The 17771-nt window shown below is 43.9% G+C and carries 11 protein-coding genes and 5 pseudogenes; 5 read left to right on the plus strand and 11 right to left on the minus strand.

Annotation, left to right across the window (positions count from 1 at the left end):
* Nucleotides 1-161: 161 nt before the first annotated feature.
* The 5 genes and pseudogenes from CS022_RS02195 to CS022_RS02220 form a co-directional block, all read right to left on the minus strand.
* Nucleotides 162-719: a dioxygenase family protein gene (locus CS022_RS02195; RefSeq protein WP_129120911.1), complete on the minus strand. Its 558-nt coding sequence runs from the start codon at nt 717-719 to the stop codon at nt 162-164.
* A gap of 144 nt (nt 720-863) precedes the next feature.
* Nucleotides 864-1369 (minus strand): annotated as a pseudogene (locus CS022_RS27910) (transketolase-like TK C-terminal-containing protein).
* Nucleotides 1346-2853, minus strand: a pseudogene (gene tkt, locus CS022_RS25205) (transketolase); the annotation flags it as partial. The pseudogenes tkt and CS022_RS27910, both read right to left, overlap by 24 nt.
* A gap of 90 nt (nt 2854-2943) precedes the next feature.
* Complete coding sequence (tal, locus tag CS022_RS02215) at nt 2944-3894, minus strand: transaldolase (RefSeq protein ID WP_129120912.1); 951 nt, start codon at nt 3892-3894, stop codon at nt 2944-2946.
* Between the two features lie 243 nt (nt 3895-4137).
* On the minus strand, nt 4138-5115 hold the full coding sequence (locus CS022_RS02220) for a sugar-binding transcriptional regulator (RefSeq protein ID WP_129120913.1): 978 nt from the start codon (nt 5113-5115) through the stop codon (nt 4138-4140).
* A 281-nt stretch (nt 5116-5396) separates the two neighbouring features.
* Here CS022_RS02220 and CS022_RS02225 point away from each other — a divergent pair, with 281 nt between their 5' ends.
* Complete coding sequence (locus CS022_RS02225) at nt 5397-7934, plus strand: putative bifunctional diguanylate cyclase/phosphodiesterase (protein WP_129120914.1); 2538 nt, start codon at nt 5397-5399, stop codon at nt 7932-7934.
* 55 nt (nt 7935-7989) lie between these two features.
* On the opposite strand, the pseudogene CS022_RS02230 reads toward CS022_RS02225, so the two are convergent.
* Nucleotides 7990-9092: pseudogene (locus CS022_RS02230) on the minus strand (anhydro-N-acetylmuramic acid kinase).
* Nucleotides 9093-9216: 124 nt separating this feature from the next.
* Here CS022_RS02230 and nagZ point away from each other — a divergent pair.
* Nucleotides 9217-10202 (plus strand): annotated as a pseudogene (gene nagZ / locus CS022_RS02235) (beta-N-acetylhexosaminidase).
* 82 nt (nt 10203-10284) lie between these two features.
* On the opposite strand, the gene CS022_RS02240 reads toward nagZ, so the two are convergent.
* Nucleotides 10285-10464 (minus strand): hypothetical protein, encoded by a 180-nt coding sequence (locus tag CS022_RS02240; RefSeq protein WP_129120915.1) that lies wholly within the window; start codon nt 10462-10464, stop codon nt 10285-10287.
* A gap of 486 nt (nt 10465-10950) precedes the next feature.
* Between CS022_RS02240 and maoP the strand changes: the two genes are divergently transcribed.
* Nucleotides 10951-11286: a DUF413 domain-containing protein gene (gene maoP, locus CS022_RS02245; protein WP_129120916.1), complete on the plus strand. Its 336-nt coding sequence runs from the start codon at nt 10951-10953 to the stop codon at nt 11284-11286.
* 52 nt (nt 11287-11338) lie between these two features.
* Here the strand turns inward: maoP and deoD are convergent, their stop codons facing one another.
* From deoD to CS022_RS02260, 3 genes and pseudogenes are all read right to left on the minus strand, one after another.
* On the minus strand, nt 11339-12049 hold the full coding sequence (gene deoD, locus CS022_RS02250; protein ID WP_129120917.1) for a purine-nucleoside phosphorylase: 711 nt from the start codon (nt 12047-12049) through the stop codon (nt 11339-11341).
* A gap of 414 nt (nt 12050-12463) precedes the next feature.
* The gene (locus tag CS022_RS02255; protein WP_129120918.1) at nt 12464-13357 is read right to left on the minus strand and encodes an aspartoacylase; all 894 of its coding nucleotides are present in this window, start codon (nt 13355-13357) and stop codon (nt 12464-12466) included.
* Between the two features lie 121 nt (nt 13358-13478).
* A pseudogene (locus tag CS022_RS02260) lies at nt 13479-14157 on the minus strand (pyridoxamine 5'-phosphate oxidase family protein).
* A 100-nt stretch (nt 14158-14257) separates the two neighbouring features.
* Here CS022_RS02260 and pdxR point away from each other — a divergent pair.
* Nucleotides 14258-15754 carry a MocR-like pyridoxine biosynthesis transcription factor PdxR gene (pdxR, locus tag CS022_RS02265; RefSeq protein WP_129120920.1) on the plus strand — a complete coding sequence of 499 codons (1497 nt, stop codon included), beginning with the start codon at nt 14258-14260 and terminating at the stop codon, nt 15752-15754.
* A 159-nt stretch (nt 15755-15913) separates the two neighbouring features.
* Nucleotides 15914-16390, plus strand: a complete 477-nt coding sequence (locus tag CS022_RS02270; RefSeq protein ID WP_129120921.1) for an NADAR family protein — start codon at nt 15914-15916, stop codon at nt 16388-16390.
* Nucleotides 16391-16396: 6 nt separating this feature from the next.
* Here the strand turns inward: CS022_RS02270 and CS022_RS02275 are convergent, their stop codons facing one another.
* Nucleotides 16397-17614 (minus strand): hypothetical protein, encoded by a 1218-nt coding sequence (locus CS022_RS02275; protein WP_129120922.1) that lies wholly within the window; start codon nt 17612-17614, stop codon nt 16397-16399.
* Nucleotides 17615-17771: the final 157 nt, after the last annotated feature.

Genomic DNA, 17771 nt, shown 5'->3' on the forward strand with positions numbered 1-17771 from the left:
GATGTAGCCACTGCGGTAGCGAGTGTTGCATGACCTTTCCTTTTCCTTTGCTGAGATTTCAGGGAGAGGAGTTTATCTTGGCTAAGCATGCAAGAACACTGAGCTCGTATTTTGGCTTTCCTGAATCTGATGACCGGGGAACGCCTGAAGAAGTGAGCGAATCACACAACAACAAAGTCAAAATCAGCTAGCCACTCGTCATTGCCAACTTTTCTGGGAGATAACTTCAGATTTTTTGGTACGTAAGGATTTTGCTCTGCAAGATATAACTGGGTGGTGAGCTTTTCCTCATTACCGATCCAGATTTTAACGTGGATATGAGGCGGTCGACCTGGGTAAGGATAAGGAAGCATGGTGGTGAACTGGTAGCGACCGGATGAGTCAGTGTTTGTTGCGCCAAAACCTGTAAATGCAGGATCAAAGCGAGTGTATCCTGGCTGGCGAGGGTGGTCATAAATACCTTGAGCATCGCATTGCCAGATTTCTACCCGTGCGCCAGAAATAACATCTCCGGCACGGTTTGTGATTTTCCCTTCCAGCGACATAACATCGCCAAGTATAGCTTTTTTACTTATCACGAGGTTATTGCTTAAGGGGATATCTTTGACAGGATAAAAAGGACCTTCCCGCTGCGGGGCTGTTGGAGTCTTTCTGGAACTTGCCCATGCAAGGGGAAACGTCATCATAGCGGCTGCAGTTAAAAATATTCTGCGTTTCATTTTCCACCTCGATCTTGCCGATATTAAAAATGCCTATATAAATAATTTACCATGTGAAGAGAGTGTTTGGTTCAACGCTCAAAGACAAAAATAAAAAAGCCCCGCAATGGCAGGGCTTTTATCGCATATTGCAGTTTTATCAGCTTATGCAAGCAGTTCTTTAGCAGTATCAACAACGTTTTCAGTTGTGAAGCCAAACATTTTGAACAACTCACCAGCTGGTGCTGATTCACCAAAGGTCGTCATACCAATAATACGACCATCAAAGCCCACATACTTGTACCAGAAGTCAGCAATACCTGCTTCTACAGCAACACGTGCAGTAACGTCAGATGGAAGTACCGTTTCACGGTATGCCGCGTCCTGAGCATCGAATACATCAGTTGAAGGCATAGAAACAACACGAACTTTATGGCCTTGAGCGTCAGTTGGTCAGCAGCTTCGACAACTAAACCGACTTCAGAACCCGTTGCAATAAGGATCAATTCAGGTTTGCCATCACTGTCTTTAAGAATGTAGCCGCCTTTAGCAATGTCAGATACTTGCTCTGCAGAACGATCTTGCTGAGCAAGGTTCTGGCGAGAGAAAATTAGTGACGTTGGACCATCACGACGCTCGATAGCCAGTTTCCATGCAACTGCAGATTCCACCTGATCACATGGTCGCCATGTGCTCATATTCGGCGTCAGACGCAGCGATGCAATTTGCTCAACGGGTTGGTGAGTAGGGCCATCTTCACCCAAGCCGATGGAGTCATGTGTATAAACCTGAATGTTCTGAATTTTCATCAGAGCGGCCATACGCATAGCGTTACGTGCGTATTCCATAAACATCAGGAAGGTTGCGCCGTAAGGAACAAAACCACCGTGCAGTGCGATACCGTTAATGATGGCAGTCATACCAAACTCACGAACGCCGTAGTGGATATAGTTACCTGATGCATCTTCACCCGTCAGAGGCTTAGAGCCAGACCACATAGTCAGGTTTGATGGTGCAAGGTCTGCTGAACCACCCATGAATTCTGGCAGCATCTGGCCAAATGCTTCCAGAGCATTTTGTGATGCTTTACGAGAGGCGATGTTAGCAGGGTTCGCTTGCAGGTCAGCAATCATTTCAGCTGTTTTCGCTTCCCATTCTGCTGGAAGTTCACCGTTAACACGACGTTTGAACTCAGCAGCAAGTTCTGGGTATGCAGCTTCATAAGCAGCAAGTTTTTCGTTCCATGCGGCTTCTTTTGCAGCACCGGCTTCTTTAGCATCCCACTGAGCGTAAACATCAGAAGGAACATCGAATGGGCTATGCTCCCAACCAAGCGCTTCACGTGTTGCAGCAATTTCGTCTTGGCCTAGCGGTGCACCATGACAATCGTGGCTGCCCGCTTTGTTTGGTGAACCAAAACCAATGATTGTCTTGGTACAGATAAGCGTTGGTCTGTTGTCTGCTTTTGCTGCCGCGATAGCTGCTTCGATAGCCGCAGGATCGTGACCATCAACTGCTGGGATAACGTGCCAGCCGTAGGATTCAAAACGCTTAGGCGTGTCATCAGTGAACCAGCCTTCAACATCACCATCGATAGAGATGCCGTTGTCATCCCAGAAAGCGATAAGCTTGCCAAGACCAGCGTGCCCGCCAATGAACAGGCTTCGTGAGAGATGCCTTCCATCAGACAGCCGTCACCCATGAACACATAAGTGTGGTGGTCTACAACATCGTGGCCATCACGGTTGAATTGAGCTGCCAGTGATTTTTCGGCAATCGCAAGGCCAACAGCGTTAGTAATACCTTGACCAAGTGGCCCGGTAGTCGTTTCTACGCCCGGCGCATAGCCATATTCTGGGTGACCAGGCGTTTTAGAGTGCAGTTGACGGAAGTTTTTCAACTCCTCAATCGGTAACGCATAACCCGTGAGGTGCAGCAAAGAGTAGATGAGCATCGAGCCGTGGCCGTTCGACAAAACGAAACGGTCGCGGTCAGCCCACTCAGGGTTTGAAGGGTTATGGTTCATGTGGTCACGCCACAGAACCTCTGCAATATCAGCCATACCCATTGGGGCACCCGGGTGACCAGAGTTGGCCTGTTGTACTGCATCCAGCTTAGCGCACGGACTGCATTTGCAAGCGTTTTGCGTTTCCATTTATCTCACCTTGTACTACGAAATTGTTGTAATTTGATAATCAAATAAAAGAGCGGCTATTTAGCCGCTCCTGAAAATTCGCTCTGCCAACTACAGACGAGCTCGGATCATTTCTTCAAGTTTACCTTGGTCTACGGCAAAGTTGCGGATGCCTTCAGCGAGTTTCTCAACTGCCATCGCGTCCAGATTGTGATCCCACAGGAATTCAGAATGGGTCATCGCTTCAGGGCGTGCCTTAACATTCACGTCGGCAGACAGTTTCTGTTCGACGTCGCCTTCCGCTTCGCTAAGCTCTTGCAGAAGTTGCGGGCTGATGGTCAGTCGATCACAGCCAGCGAGTTCAATAATTTCACCTGTGTTACGGAAACTTGCACCCATGACAACCGTGTCATATCCGTACTGCTTATAGTACTGGTAGATTTTGGTAACAGAAAGAACACCCGGGTCTTCTTGTGGCTCAAAATCGCGATTTTCTTTCGCTTTGTACCAGTCCATGATGCGGCCAACAAATGGTGAAATCAAATAAACGCCTGCTTCAGCACATGCTCGCGCCTGAGCGAACGAGAAAAGCAGAGTCAAATTACAGTTAATGCCTTCTTTCTCAAGAATCTCGCCTGCACGTATACCTTCCCACGTCGACGCCAATTTGATCAAAATGCGATCGTTAGTGATACCAGCGTCGTTATACATGCGAATTAGCTTGCGAGCCTTTTCAACGCTACCTTCGGTGTCGTAAGACAGGCGAGCATCAACTTCTGTAGAAATACGACCGGGTATGACTTTAAGGATTTCTTTACCTATGTTGACTGCAAGGCGGTCTCCGGCATCAATGACTTGTTGCTCAACATCGTTGCTGCTTGCTTTAGCGAAAGCGATGGCGTCATCAATAAGCGGCGCGTAATCAGCTATTTGAGCTGCTTTCAGAATCAGAGATGGGTTGGTTGTGGCATCCTGTGGCGTGTACTTGGCAATTGCGTCAATGTCACCAGTGTCGGCAACGACTGTGGTCAGCTTGCGAAGTTGTTCCAGTTTATTGCTCATCTCAAAACCTTTTGTTTGGGCTGCTTAATCTGTGGCTACTGAATGTAAGCCAGTTGTTCCCAGACCTGAACGTCAAATTACTTTGAGCAAATATTCATCGCATGAACAAATGATACAGGCCTGAGCAAATGAATGCGCTAATGGTTTATTTTTTACGTCATATTGTCAATGGAAAGTTGAATGAAATTATGGAGTGATCCCACTAATATACCGGTTGTGAGCCTTTATCCTGAACAAGGCAAATTACGCATCTTCAACCATGTTCAACAATGCCAGAGCACAGTTAGCATTTGTTGCTAAAATATCGATCGCTCCTGTTCTCAATGCCCCGAGCATCGAAAGGGCTTTTCTACTCTCACTCGCGATAGCGATGACATTAGGAATGCTCTTCAAATCTGCCATCTGAAGGCCAACGACCCTGTCTTGTATCAGCGTGTCTGCTCGATTGCCGTTGAGCTTAAAAAAGTCAAATCCACCTATGTCACCTACAATGCCATCATTCAACCTTGCCTCAACGAATTCTTGCGCACTAAAAAAGCCCATTTTGACCATATGGCTGTTTTCATTCATGTCGCCGATTCCTACCAAAGCAAACTCGGCTTTTCGCGCCTGACTCAATGTTTCGCTGATATTTTGATGAGTGATGAACATATCTCGCATTTCATGGCTATCGACATAGGCGGGCGCGTACAGCGTCTCACTACTTCCACCAAATTTTTTGGCTAAACGGCGACAGATATGATCAGCGTTGATGGTATCGCCACTTCTATGTGTGCCGCCAATGGCACATACAAATCTGGCTTTTCGGTGTGAAACAACGCCGGGGTGATCAGCTACGCAGGCTACATTTTGGCCCTGTCCAACAGCGACAACCATGCCATCCTGTAAGTTTGTATCCAGATAGGAGGAAACTTGAGCTGCTACCTGATTCCTCTGCTCTTTTGCGTCGGGCTGATCCAATGCAATCAAGGCGCGCTTAAGATTAAACTTTGTCACCAGCCTTTGCTCAAGTTGCGCACTGTGCACAGGATGAAATTTCACGGTAATTTCAACAATGCCCTCTTCTCTGGCACGCCTTAAAAGTCGGCTTACTTTAGCTCTGCTGACACCGAATTGTTTTGAGATCTCCTCCTGAGTTGCACCTTGTTGGTAATAAAGAACAGCGACCTGGGTGAGTAAATCTGTGTCGTCCAGCAGGCTCTCAAAACTGTTGGTATTCATATGAAGGATGCTCTTGAGAAAAATATCATCAGATTTTAGCGCTGGGCGTTGAGATGAACAAATGTATTTTGTGTGAGCAAACGTTCAGTTCGAGAAGATTAATTAAATGTTTAATGTTTTTTTGTGAGATGTTTGTTTGAAAATCTATACATCTGTATCTAAATTAAACACATAAATACAAAAAGTTATTGTTGGTTTGGCTAATGGCTTGTTGCAAGGGTTTCTCGAGAGAAAAGAGTCATCTATCAATAAAGTCAGTGTGTTAACAGGTGTAAATAAGCGTGCTGAAATACTTTTCCGCTAAAGCATCCTCTATCTCTTCAGTGTTTGCTCTGACAATGCTGCTAATTTTGTTAGGCACGGGTTTGACTTACTTTCCTCCTGTAGAGGTTTTCGATTCAAAGACATCTAAAGCTGAGGTGGAGCTTGGTTACCACGCAGATTTGAGAGCTTTAGGGAAAGTTGTTTTCACAGAGTTCGAATATGAGCCTTTTGTTGATCTGCAGTCTGTCACTCTCCCAGAGTACGAAAAAAACTTATTTGTCAGCTTGTCTTTAAAGAATGAAGAAAGAACCCCTCTCAGTTTGACCGTTTCATCCCCTCTGCCAAATCAGTTTTTTGAAAGAATTTACCTTGTCAATAATGACGGAGAAACGGGTTACAAAATCCTCTCTGGAACGTCGAAATGGCGTATTTCGGAATATGAAAAAGCTGAGAAATCACGTAGCTTTGAAATAGAACTTAACAGCGGCGAACAGCGTGAAATTATTACGTTGATGCACTCTGATACTGGCTTTATCAGTCCACCTTTAGTCAGAGAGTCAAAGGCACATCTGTTTATTGAACTAATACGCACATTACTCATAAGTTTAGCTGTGGTGATATTTTTCCTCACCGCTGTCCAAAAAGGCTTAGTTCTTTTGTGGGCGAGTAAGAGCCATCGATTAAGTTATTTACTCGTCAGTGGTGGCATTATTGTGGTGTTGGTAGCCGCCTTCGTTCGAGGTGACTTGACTTTCGGCTTGAGTACTCCTGCCGAATTGAGCAGAACTAGCGCTGTTGTACTCATGATCTTATCGTTATTCGTTTGTAAAGCAACGACGCGATTAAGTAGAGATGACTTAACTGAGTTACAGAAGCTGACCAAGTATATACACGTTAGTGTGATGTTAACGCTTTCCGTGATGGCTGCTTTTATACCTGAATACATTAGCTCGACAGTGATCCATTTCTTCACGCTCCTTACATTAGCATTTACGGTTGTTTTCCCCATTATCTCGGCTAATAGGCTTTGTACCTATCGTATTTTACTCTCGATCACTGGTATCCCTGTCTGTGTCGGCTTAGTACTGAGCTTGTTAACCTACTCTGGCTCAGTGCCCTACCATTTTCTTGGGGAAGTCGCTTTGGTCTCAGGTGTTATTGTTGCACTGGTTACTCTCGGTTTCGTAATGGTACTGAGCAGTCGTTCTGAACAAAGTAGGCTTTTACGGAAACTCTCTCACGATAATGTCAGCAGTTTACCTAACCTGAATGTACTCAATCATGTCATTACACAACTGATAGAAGAAGACAGGAAGTTTACCTTCTTTACCTTTGTCATCAATGGTTATTCAAGCGTCGGTCCTTACATTACGCATGAAGAGAAAAAGCGATATTTGAGAGAAATATCTAAACGGCTGAATATGTTTCTCACCGACAGCAATGGATTAGTTATTGAACTCGATAATAAAACGCTACCGCAGCGTTTGGGATACATTAGTGATGGAAAAATTGGATTTATTTTGGCGGATAGGGATGTCGAAGAGTCATTGATCGTCGCAAAAAGAATCCACTCTCTCATGACAAACTTCCTTCACCTCGACAACATTGCAGTTAATCTTAGCGGCAAGATTGGCATAAGCGTTTATCCGCGGGATGGTCAGGACAGTGAACAGTTAATTAATAAATCTATTCAAGCGCTGAATCAGACACAAAATAAAAACGTATCTGTCGCAGTGTATGATCATGAAAAATCGAGAAATCTAACCCTCAAAATGTCTCTGGTTTCTGAACTGAAAAAAGCGATTGAGCAGAATGAATTGGAAATCTACCATCAGCCGCAGATAAACCTGAAAACGGGTTCAATCTATGGTTCTGAAGTATTGCTAAGGTGGCACCACAAAGAGAGAGGTTTCATTTCTCCAGAGCTCATTGTTAGCCTTGCTGAGGAGATTGGTCTTATGCCAATGCTGACAAAGTGGATTATTACACGCGCATTTGAACATCAATTGGTCATGCAGAAAGCGTCTATCAACCGCCGCATCTCGATTAATGTCACGGCCTCTGATGTCATGCAATCTGATTTCGTTTCCATGTTGCTAGCGCTTGCAGATAAATATCAAACCCAGCTGACGTTAGTAACATTGGAACTGACTGAGTCGACGTTTGTTCGAGATTTCGAAAGCTTCATTCGGACCATGGACAAGTTAAGTAAGCATGGCGTCGAAGTATCGATTGATGATTATGGAACTGGTTACTCCTCCCTCAACTATCTTTCAAGATTCTCCTTCACTGAACTTAAAATCGACAGGAGCTTCATTGACGGTATGCCGCATAGCCACAGAAATCAAACTATCGTACGAACCACAGTTGAACTCGCAAAAGCTCTGGGTCTGGCAACCGTAGCCGAAGGCGTGGAAGATAAAGAAACAGAAACTATGCTGGTTTCTTTTGGGGTGGATGTCGGTCAGGGGTACTATTACGCAAAACCGATGTCTTTCAGTCAATATCAATTGTATTTAAAAAGAAAGGTTCCTCAGGTAGAGCGTCTTAATTAACTCTCTTACACTCGATTTTGGTTCTCTTTGATGGCCCAATCCAAGCCAGTTTGACCTAAGGGTTATATATTGCGCCAAGAACACAATGCTTCGATGCACCTGTGACAGAAGGGCAGTTGGCCGAAACACCCTTCAGTGTGCACTCTGCAAGCCATGCAAAGGCCATAGCTTCAAGATAATCAGCATCAATGTTCTTATCGTCTGTCAGCCCTACGTTAAATGATGGCAATGCTTTTTTTATTGTCATGAAAAGTGCGGTATTTCTTGCTCCACCACCACAAAGGTAAACGTCACCGCTTGGGTACTTCTTCAAGGTCTCAGCAATTGAGAGGGCAGTGAGAGATAGTAGCGTTGCTTGCACATCCTCAGGGCTGTGATTTTTACTGAGGGAATTAAGTTGATTGTTCAGCCACGCACTGTTGAATAGCTCGCGTCCGGTCGATTTGGGTGGCGGGCGTTCAAAAAAAGGCTCTGCGAGAAGAGATTCTAGAAGGTCAGGGATGACTGTCCCGCGTGCGGCAAAACGTCCATTCCTGTCAAAAGGCTCTCCCAGATATCTATTCGCCCAGTAGTTGAGAAGAACGTTACCAGGGCCGATGTCGAAACCAGTAACAGGCTGGTCTGGGTCAAGAATCGTCACATTCGACATACCACCAATGTTTACGACATAGACGTTCTTTTTAGCGTCAGAAAATATTTCATGATGAAAGGCGGGAACCAGCGGTGCGCCTTGACCTCCATGCGCCATGTCTTTCCGGCGAAAATCAGCGACCGTTGTGATACCCGTTTTTGCGCAATGATGTTGGGATCGCCGAGTTGCATCGTAAATGGATATTTGCTGTCAGGTTGGTGAAATACCGTTTGGCCATGGCAACCAATCGCTCGAATATCTGATTGCTCAATAGAGAGGGCTTCAATTGCACAGATAATGGCTTCCGAAAACAGGCTTCCGAGTTTGTGGTCTAATTCGCCAAACTCAATAGGGGTCGCCGGAGAGTTTTGAGACAGTGATACAACAACATGCTTTAAGTCATCCGGAAAAGGGTGAAAGTAGCTCCCTATCAGATGGATCTCTTGTTGTGCGATCTTGACGGCTGCAACATCAATACCGTCTAAGCTGGTGCCTGACATCACACCTAAATATATCGACAAGTTCATCTCCTACAGACTCAATTCACCTTTTATCAATTCTATATGAAGAATAAAGATGAAAACCTGATCAGAGCGCTATTGTCTGTTTTCGTTAAAAAGTACTATGCAAAAAAATATATAGGAAGATGAAATGGGGCCACTTTGGATTGACCTTGAAAGTTATGAACTTGATGCTGAGGAACGGGACTTACTGGAGCATCCCTCGACCGGTGGTGTCATCCTTTTTTCGCGAAATTATCACGACAGCGATCAGTTACAGGCGTTGACTGCATCGATTCGTAAACATGCGAAAAGAGATCTTGTCATTGGCGTTGATCAGGAAGGGGGCCGTGTTCAACGCTTTAGGCACCAGTTTACGCGTATGCCGCCAGCACAATGTTATGGCACTCAAAAAGATGGCGTTTCTCTGGCTCAAGATGCTGCTTGGTTGCTCGCTTCAGACTGATAGCCCATGATGTTGATTTAACCTTTGCCCCTGTATTGGACTGCGGATATCGAAGCCGAGCCATAGGTGATAGGGCTTTCTCTGACGATCACGATAAAGTCGTTACACTTGCTTCTGCTTTTGTGCGAGGGATGCGTGAAGCCGGAATGGCGACAACGGGTAAACACTTTCCTGGCCACGGGAACGTTATTGAAGACTCACACTTGGAAAGCCCTATTGATGACAGGGATGATATTTTTGAGACTGATATGTCTATATTTAAAAAGATGATAAACAGTGACTTACTGGACGCCATGATGCCTGCCCATGTCATTTATCCTCAATATGATACTGAGCCTGCAAGTGGGTCGGGTTACTGGTTGAAAAAAGTACTTCGTGAGCAACTGAAGTTTCGTGGCCTTGTGTTCTCTGACGATCTCAGTATGGAAGGAGCTGTTGTCATGGGGAGCCCAACAGAGAGAGCCCAACAGGCGCTTCAAGCAGGGTGTGATTTGCTTTTGATGTGCAATAACCGCGCTTCAACAATTGAGGTAATTGATAACTTGACCATCTCAGAAGTACCCGGTGCATGTCGACTCACCAAAAAAAGCCACGTTGCGCTGTCAGACTTAAAGCGTACGGAGAGGTGGAAAAAGACCCGTGCTTCAATTGACAGGTTAAATGACAGATAAGTTTTTGCAAGGTGGTGGCAAATTGCCACCACCTTTGAAGGCACAAGCATCCGACTTTCGTCTCTGCTTGTTTTAAGACGAATTAAATATCAAAATCCTCATCAAAAGCAGAGCGCTTATCTCTGTTTTGCCTGCGACGAGATTTCTTCTCGTGACGTTTGTTATCCTCACCAAAACTTTCGTCAAACTCATTTAACTTGTGGCTAAACTTTTGTTTTCCGTTTGAATTTCCGTCTTTGAGCCACTTATCCCACTTGGCCATAATTCTATTTCAACCCAAAATCTGTTATCTGGTAATACAATCTACACAAGATGTATCTTTAAAGTTCACATTGGCATGGTACCCAATCAGAATCTTACAATATACATAATATGTTTCTACTTCATGAATGTATCGCTTGGAGCGCTAACTTAATGTCTCATCTTTAAGAGCTTAACTTCTAGAGTATTTTATTTCATTTGTTTAAATGCTCAAAATAATAAATTTATTTTGTCAATAAAATGTAATGTGTCTGCTCTTATGATATGCATCTGAATTGGCATGATGAGAAAGAGCAAGGTGCTGTGAGTACCTGAGATAAAAGGCTCTATTATGACGAGCTCGTTTGGTGATATTGCTCCATGAAATTATTATTGAAAAAAGTATATAAATAGATATAAATTTCAATGGCTAGCGCATATAGTTCATGTGCTTGATTTAGTTAAATAGTCTTAACATAGTAAAGATGTTTGATTGAGGAGTAATGAGATGTTTAGTGGTCAAAAGTTTTTTGATGACAGGCATTTTCCCAAAGGTTTCACACGCTCTGGATGTTTTACTATAAAGGAAGCGCAGCTATTAGAATCCTGCGGTAGGACAATGAAAGCTTTATTTGAAGGGGTGCAAGAGCCTGCTAATGAGGATGAACAAAAATTCATTGACGAAGTAAATGGAAGGCGAGCAGCAGAGTCTGATTATGGAAAGTGCTGGTTAAAATACCTGAAAGAAATTAATCACAAACATGTTCGGTATAATCTCTGTTCTACATCTAGGCGAAATAGCGAAGACCACCATGAGTCTGATTCATTAGAGATCGACGAATAAGAATATGTAATTAAGAGCTCAAAATAGTTTGAGCTCTTAATAATAAATTAACTTACAAGTTAATTGCTGTTTCGAGTGCGACTTTCATCATTCCATGGAATGAAGTTTGACGATCTTCAGCCGATAGCGCCTCGCCTCGGGTAATATGGTCTGAAACAGTCAAAATACCCAGTGCGTTCGCGCCGAGCTCAGAAGCAACCCCGTAAAGGCCCGCAACTTCCATATCGACACCAAGAATCCCCATTTTGTCCATGACAGAGAAAATATCGGCCTCTGGCGTGTAGAAAAGGTCGGTTGTAAATACGTTGCCGACTTTAACTGGCACGTTTTGTGCGCGAGCTTGATTTACTGCTGTCTCTAAAAGGTGAAAATCGGCGATAGCAGCGAAGTCGTGGCCTTTAATTCGCAGACGATTGACCTTGGAGTCTGTACATGCCCCCATTGCAACAACAACATCCATGAGGTTGACGTTTTCGTTAACTGCTCCACAACTGCCAATACGAATAACGTTTTTGACGCCATATTCTTTGATCAATTCATGAACGTAGATTGAACAAGACGGTATACCCATTCCATGGCCCATTACCGAGAGGCGTTGACCTTTGTACGTTCCGGTATAACCAAACATATTTCGTACATCACAGACTTGCTCTGCATCTTCAAGATATGTATCCGCAATAAGCTTTGCGCGCAGCGGGTCACCTGGCATCAGGATAGTTTCAGCAAATGCACCAGGTTGTGCGTTAATGTGTGGGGTTGTCATAGTTGACTCCGACTTGGTTATCGTTCAGAAAGGCGTTTTACCCTGATTTGTGATCTCATACCAGTACAAATCAGGTGTAGTGGTGAAAAATCTGTTCAACAGACGAGCTAATCACCGATATTCACTCTATTAAGACCAGACAACGGCTTTGTTGGTTTGTTTTCTGGCTATCTGGTCACAACAAGACGGGATTATAAAAACTTTGTCGACTGTTGCCTTCCCTATGTTTATTTCTTGATAACGCAATCGTATACGCAATGAGTGTGCGCCTAAAACTGGAAACAAGATCGAGAAAATCCCGTACATTTCAGGCTGCATGGCGTTAATTTATCGAAAATAGGGAGGCGGACTGTCAGTGATTGAGCAATCAAATGAGTGAGGACTTAACCCGACAGGTGCCGGGTTAAATGGTGTCTAGCGTATTACGTCAATTTCTACTTTCTTGGCCAACGACATAGCAAGATTATTGTCGTAATAAGCGGCTTCGTTGATGAAATGAGGGTAGGCTTCATAATCGCCTTCCCATGTTACCTCTTCACCATTAAATAGAGTGAAGATTGGGTCGCCCTTTCTAAGAACGTTAAAATCAGCGTCCTGAACATTCTTATGTACCATACCGACTCTGTTACCTTTCTCATCCAGAGGAAGTTTAAGTGTCTCTTCGTATCGGTAGGCAGTAAAAGAACTCGGTATATCAGTTACCCCAGCTTCACTGTTGTATTTGTTGGTGAAGTCTAAGATGTGTAATGTCATTTCTTCCATCCAATCCATGACGTCTTGCCTAATCACAGATTGAGGCTGAGGGCCTATTTCCACTATGAGGCCCCTTGTAGCCACTGAACAAAGAAAGTAGTGCTCTTTCATATCGACCTGATCCTCAAGAACGATGACTGCATCATCCATCTTTTGCATCAAGTACGCTGCAAGCTGTGTATTGAAGTCATCGAGCTGAAGTATGATCAGAGACGGACCCATGTTGCTCGTGGTGTTGTGAAGATCAATGATGAGATCCGTACGAGAATTGCCTTTGGGGCCGAGTTGGGTATTGATGGCTTTTGCACGACTTTGCTCGTAATTCATCAACTCAGGGTTCGCAAGATCTTCTTGTGCAAATTGGCGATTTAAATCGCAGTCCAGATATCGTTTATTATCCCTGAATCCGTTTGGGTTTCCAAAAACTGTCTCAGTGCTGAAGGATGATCGCTTTATAATGTCAGGAGACTCACGCCACTTCTTTAACAAATAGATACCAGTGAATTCGTTACCATGTGTTCCGCCAACAATGGCGACATTATTAATTTTACTCATCCAAGTCCTCTCCATGTGATTGATTCCAGTGTATCAGGGAGATACAGGAGTTTCAGCATCCATCTTTGACTATCGTTATGTGTACACTGAAACTATGTAACCTAGATATGATTGACAGCCTTTACTCTGTGTACCAGCGATTTATATACGCTGAGCTATAGTCCGGTGCTTCTTTGATAAGGGAATGATCATCTGTTATTGCCGGACCGACAATTGTCTTGTATGGAAGTATTCCTGCCCACGTTTCTATTGATAGATCAGATTTATCATCGCTTACAGGGCTGTTACTGACCTTCACCGACGCTTCCTCTAATGTGATTTTAAGCACTTCCGTTGCGGTCAACTCTCGTTTATTGCCAGAACGAACCGAACGCGATCTTCCGGGCGCAATATGCTCAAGAAAAATATCGAGTAAACGTGATTTTTCACTGTTGTCTTCAACAACGGTAAAGTTGCCCAGCACCATGGCACAACGATAGTGGGCACTATGGTGAAATGCTGAGCGTGCCAGTACCCAACCATCGAAAAGTGTAAAGGTTAGGCAGGTAGGGTTTCCACGCTTCAAAAACTTGATTAGGCCGCTGTTTTTTGCTCCATGAATATAGACGTTCTCGTTTTCGCGCCATGCCAGCATAGGTATCACGGTGGGTCCGCGTTCATCACTGATTGATATGTGTGCCAGATTCGATTGGTCAATGATGCTATGGAGCACATCCCTATTCTGTGCTTGCTTTTCGGGGCGCCTTCTTAATCGTGGTTCTGTTTGTTGAGCTCAGTTTCCATTCTGTCGATTCAGTCATTTTTGTGATCTCCCTGTATGAACGTTATTCATCGACTTGCACTGTATGAATAAATTGGTATGTAGATAAGTTCCAATTCCTATTAATTGTAAGGTCCAATTTGTCCTTTATTGATATCGGTGATTTATACCTTGATAAGAATGAGCCCCGTCAGGCAGGTTTATACAACGCAATAAGAGATAAAATTCTTATGGCTCAATGGACGGCAGAAAGTCGACTACCCGCGACGCGTGTATTGGCTGAACAATTAAGCATAAGCAGGAATACGGTAACTGCCACATATGATCAACTCAAAGCTGAGGGATATATCGATAGCGTAAGAGGTTCGGGATACTTCGTTTCATTGTTACCACCTGAGCGCTTTCTCTCCGTCGAAGATATATCAGTAAAGACCGTTGAAAAGGAAGACCAAACCCCGAGAAAAACCTTTAGAAGCGCAGAATCACAGGCACTTACGCGAAACCGACCGTTTCAGCCGGGAGTCCCTGATTTGGATGGCTTCCCTTACAAAAAGTGGACACGTTTTTTGCAGAGGCAAAGTGGTCGAGCTTTATTCTCAGGCCAGAATGATCCTCAGGGTGCGGAGGCGTTGCGAAGATCAATAAGTCACTACCTCGTCTCAAGCCGATCTGTCGATTGTTGTCCAGAGAGAGTGATTGTTACGCAAGGTGCACAACAAGCAATTTATATTGCCCTTTCGGTATTGATGAAATCAGGGGAACCAATTGTCGTAGAAAACCCGGGCTATAAACAAATGCTAAATACAGCTGAGCATCTGGATCTGCAATGTCTACCCGTTAACATCATCAACGGTAAAGGAGTAGATACCACTTCGCTATCTGGCCTTAAGGCTAAGTGTTTGTATTTAACACCCAGCAATCATTATCCCATGGGGTGTGGCATTGGTACGGGGGATCGTATCGCCTGTATCGAATGGGCGCAAAAACATAATGCGTGGATAATTGAAGATGACTACGACACTGAGTTTCAATTCGGCAATAAGCCTTTTCCTTCTCTCCAAGGTTTAGCTACGCGAATGTCTGGTGGCCAGCCCAATATTGTCTATATTGGTACTTTCAGTAAAACAATGCTGCCCTCGCTGAGGATAGGCTACATGGTTGTACCAGACACGCTTGTTGAAAAGTGTTTGGCTGTAAAAGAGATCATTGGCGGCAATACTGCTGTCCACAGTGAGTTGGCACTTTCTGAATTTATCGATTCTGGCGATTATCTCCGCCACATTAGGAAAATGCGACGTTCATACCAAACCAAATGCTATTTATTCATCTCTCTGTTGCGAACGGAATTGAAGGGGCAGGTAGAAATCTTGAGTCAGGAAGCTGGCATGCATGTGACATTTGGCTGGACTCAAGGCCCAAGCGCGGTCCGCATTGCCGCCATGTTGGAGAAAGAGAAAATATCTATCAGAACGCTGGAAGGGTACAAGTACAAAAACGTCTCTATTGATAATACGTATCCGCCTGCTGACAATATCCTGATTGCAGGCTTTGGGAATGCGAGCGAGGTGCAGATTAGAGAAGGTGTGAAAATATTGGCTGAATGTTTCAATCGAAAGCCTGATATTTCAGACAAGTAAATAAGTGCTGTATGCGCTGGACGATGGTCGAAGATGAAATTAACGTATAGATAATGCATTGAATATTGATACCCGGCAGGTTTTTATTCATTGTCAGAAAAGTCTTACTTATATGAGCTATGCTGGATTTGTGATGTTTATTATTCAGGGGGTTAGCTCATGTCCGATGCCACGATCCACTTTTATGAACCCGATGAAGACTACGGTAGTCTCTCCAATTTCTATCCCGCTACCCTGTTTATTGATGGGGTGACATGGCCGACTTCAGAGCATTATTATCAAGCCCAGAAATTTAATCATCCGCCTGTTATCGAGGCTATCAGATTTGCTGAATCAGCGAAAAAGGCATTTAAGTTAAGTCGTCTTTATGGACATTTAATGCGGGATGATTGGTACGATATTCGTCAAGATGTTATGAGACGTGCAATCACAGAAAAGTTCCTCCAGCATCCTGAACTTCGAAAACAATTGCTAGAAACGGGTGGGCAAGAATTAGTGGAACATACGGCTAAAGACCCCTTTTGGGGTGACGCGGGTGATGGTTCAGGACAGAATGAAATGGGCAAAATTTTAATGGAAGTCAGAGCTCATTTTCAAAGCCAAACTCATCAACAGAAGCTTGAGGAAACAGGTTGATCGTTTTCAATGTTTAGCCTGTTGCTCTGCACCTTTTGAATCTGCTACTCCGTCCTCAGTGTAGGTACCTTCGGTACGGAGTAGTTGTTTAAATCCTTCTGTAAACTTTGATGAATTAAATTCTCTCACCACATGTAATCTGCACTCTCTTCCTGCTCTGTTTCTTTCTGTCGGACACAAATAATATTTCAAGAAAGCTTTCATGATTGAATTTTGGCTCAGTACCGGAAGTATTGGACGGCACTCCATGGCGGCATCTCCCAATGAATATCGATGACGAGGACTACAGTAGCCAATGGTGGGAATGCCCATGCTCATTGTCTTTAGCATGTTGAGTGTGGGGAAGGCATCGACATATTTGTGCATGGCGATATCTATTCTGTTGATGAATCCTTGCTCACCTTCATCGAGCGCTAACAGAATGATATGTTCTTTTGAGTCACTGAAGGATGACAAAAGCTTTTCAGTTTGATGGTTTTCGCTTTTACATGAACAACCAACCAGTATCTGTGCGCCTTCCCTAAACTCCTGGCTATTTCGTCTTACTGCTTGGTAAGCGGTTAATACCTCTTTTAGGAAAAGAGATTGACCTTTCTCGACCCAGACACCGAATGTGAGTGAGGTATCGATGTGCTTATTGTTGTCGCCTTGAGTCGTGCTTTGCTTTTTAACAATTCGAATAGGTGGACAGTAAATTTTGTTATTGATGCCAGGCCTTAACAAACATGCTTTTTTGTTAAATGACGATCGCTCTGTGCAAAGGTTAAAAGGAAGAGAGTGTGTAAAAACAATATTGTCGACGCACCAAAACGCCAGTATAGAGAAAAACTTAGATAACCATGCACCGTTGACAAAAGGTGGAGTCGGCGATGTATGAATATGAATACGACGTAGAGAGGGTTCGAATTTACTTATGAGTTGATAGGGAAACGTTTTCTCGCCATAAGTGATAACGATTTCAGTATTCTGCTGCTTAAATAAACGCCGAATAGATAAGAACTCAGAGAGCAAAGGCCACTTTTTGACATCTTTGAGGTCTGATGGCGATAAAATTTTGAACCAAGGCCAATTAACGCGCTCGATCTCCTCTAGGTAAATAACAGTGTGCCGATAGAGGGGCAACGAATTTATTGTTGTTTCCATGAATTGAAGTTGTACTCGCGATGAAAAGTCACCCACGACATGAACGATTTTAATTGACTCACTTTGCTGCGATTCGTCCATAGCATTTACCCACGTGACATTATCCGTAAATATTTGCACAGTAAATTGGATTCAATGTTCTAAAATTAGAGACAATTAAGATAAATGTAGAGAGGTGGCTTTTGTTGAATTACCAATCATCGGCTAGGTTTGCATGAAAAGCATCATACAAACTCGC

Source organism: Veronia nyctiphanis (genome assembly GCF_004116385.1).
In the GTDB taxonomy this organism is placed as follows: domain Bacteria; phylum Pseudomonadota; class Gammaproteobacteria; order Enterobacterales; family Vibrionaceae; genus Veronia; species Veronia nyctiphanis.

Bases quoted from the DNA above. Each gene is read 5' to 3' on its own strand.
- CS022_RS02195 (WP_129120911.1), bottom strand. From the start codon at position 719: ATGAAACGCAGAATATTTTTAACTGCAGCCGCTATGATGACGTTTCCC.
- tal (WP_129120912.1), bottom strand. From the start codon at position 3,894: ATGAGCAATAAACTGGAACAACTTCGCAAGCTGACCACAGTCGTTGCC.
- CS022_RS02220 (WP_129120913.1), bottom strand. From the start codon at position 5,115: ATGAATACCAACAGTTTTGAGAGCCTGCTGGACGACACAGATTTACTC.
- CS022_RS02240 (WP_129120915.1), bottom strand. From the start codon at position 10,464: ATGGCCAAGTGGGATAAGTGGCTCAAAGACGGAAATTCAAACGGAAAA.
- maoP (WP_129120916.1), top strand. From the start codon at position 10,951: ATGTTTAGTGGTCAAAAGTTTTTTGATGACAGGCATTTTCCCAAAGGT.
- deoD (WP_129120917.1), bottom strand. From the start codon at position 12,049: ATGACAACCCCACACATTAACGCACAACCTGGTGCATTTGCTGAAACT.
- CS022_RS02255 (WP_129120918.1), bottom strand. From the start codon at position 13,357: ATGAGTAAAATTAATAATGTCGCCATTGTTGGCGGAACACATGGTAAC.
- CS022_RS02270 (WP_129120921.1), top strand. From the start codon at position 15,914: ATGTCCGATGCCACGATCCACTTTTATGAACCCGATGAAGACTACGGT.
- CS022_RS02275 (WP_129120922.1), bottom strand. From the start codon at position 17,614: ATGGACGAATCGCAGCAAAGTGAGTCAATTAAAATCGTTCATGTCGTG.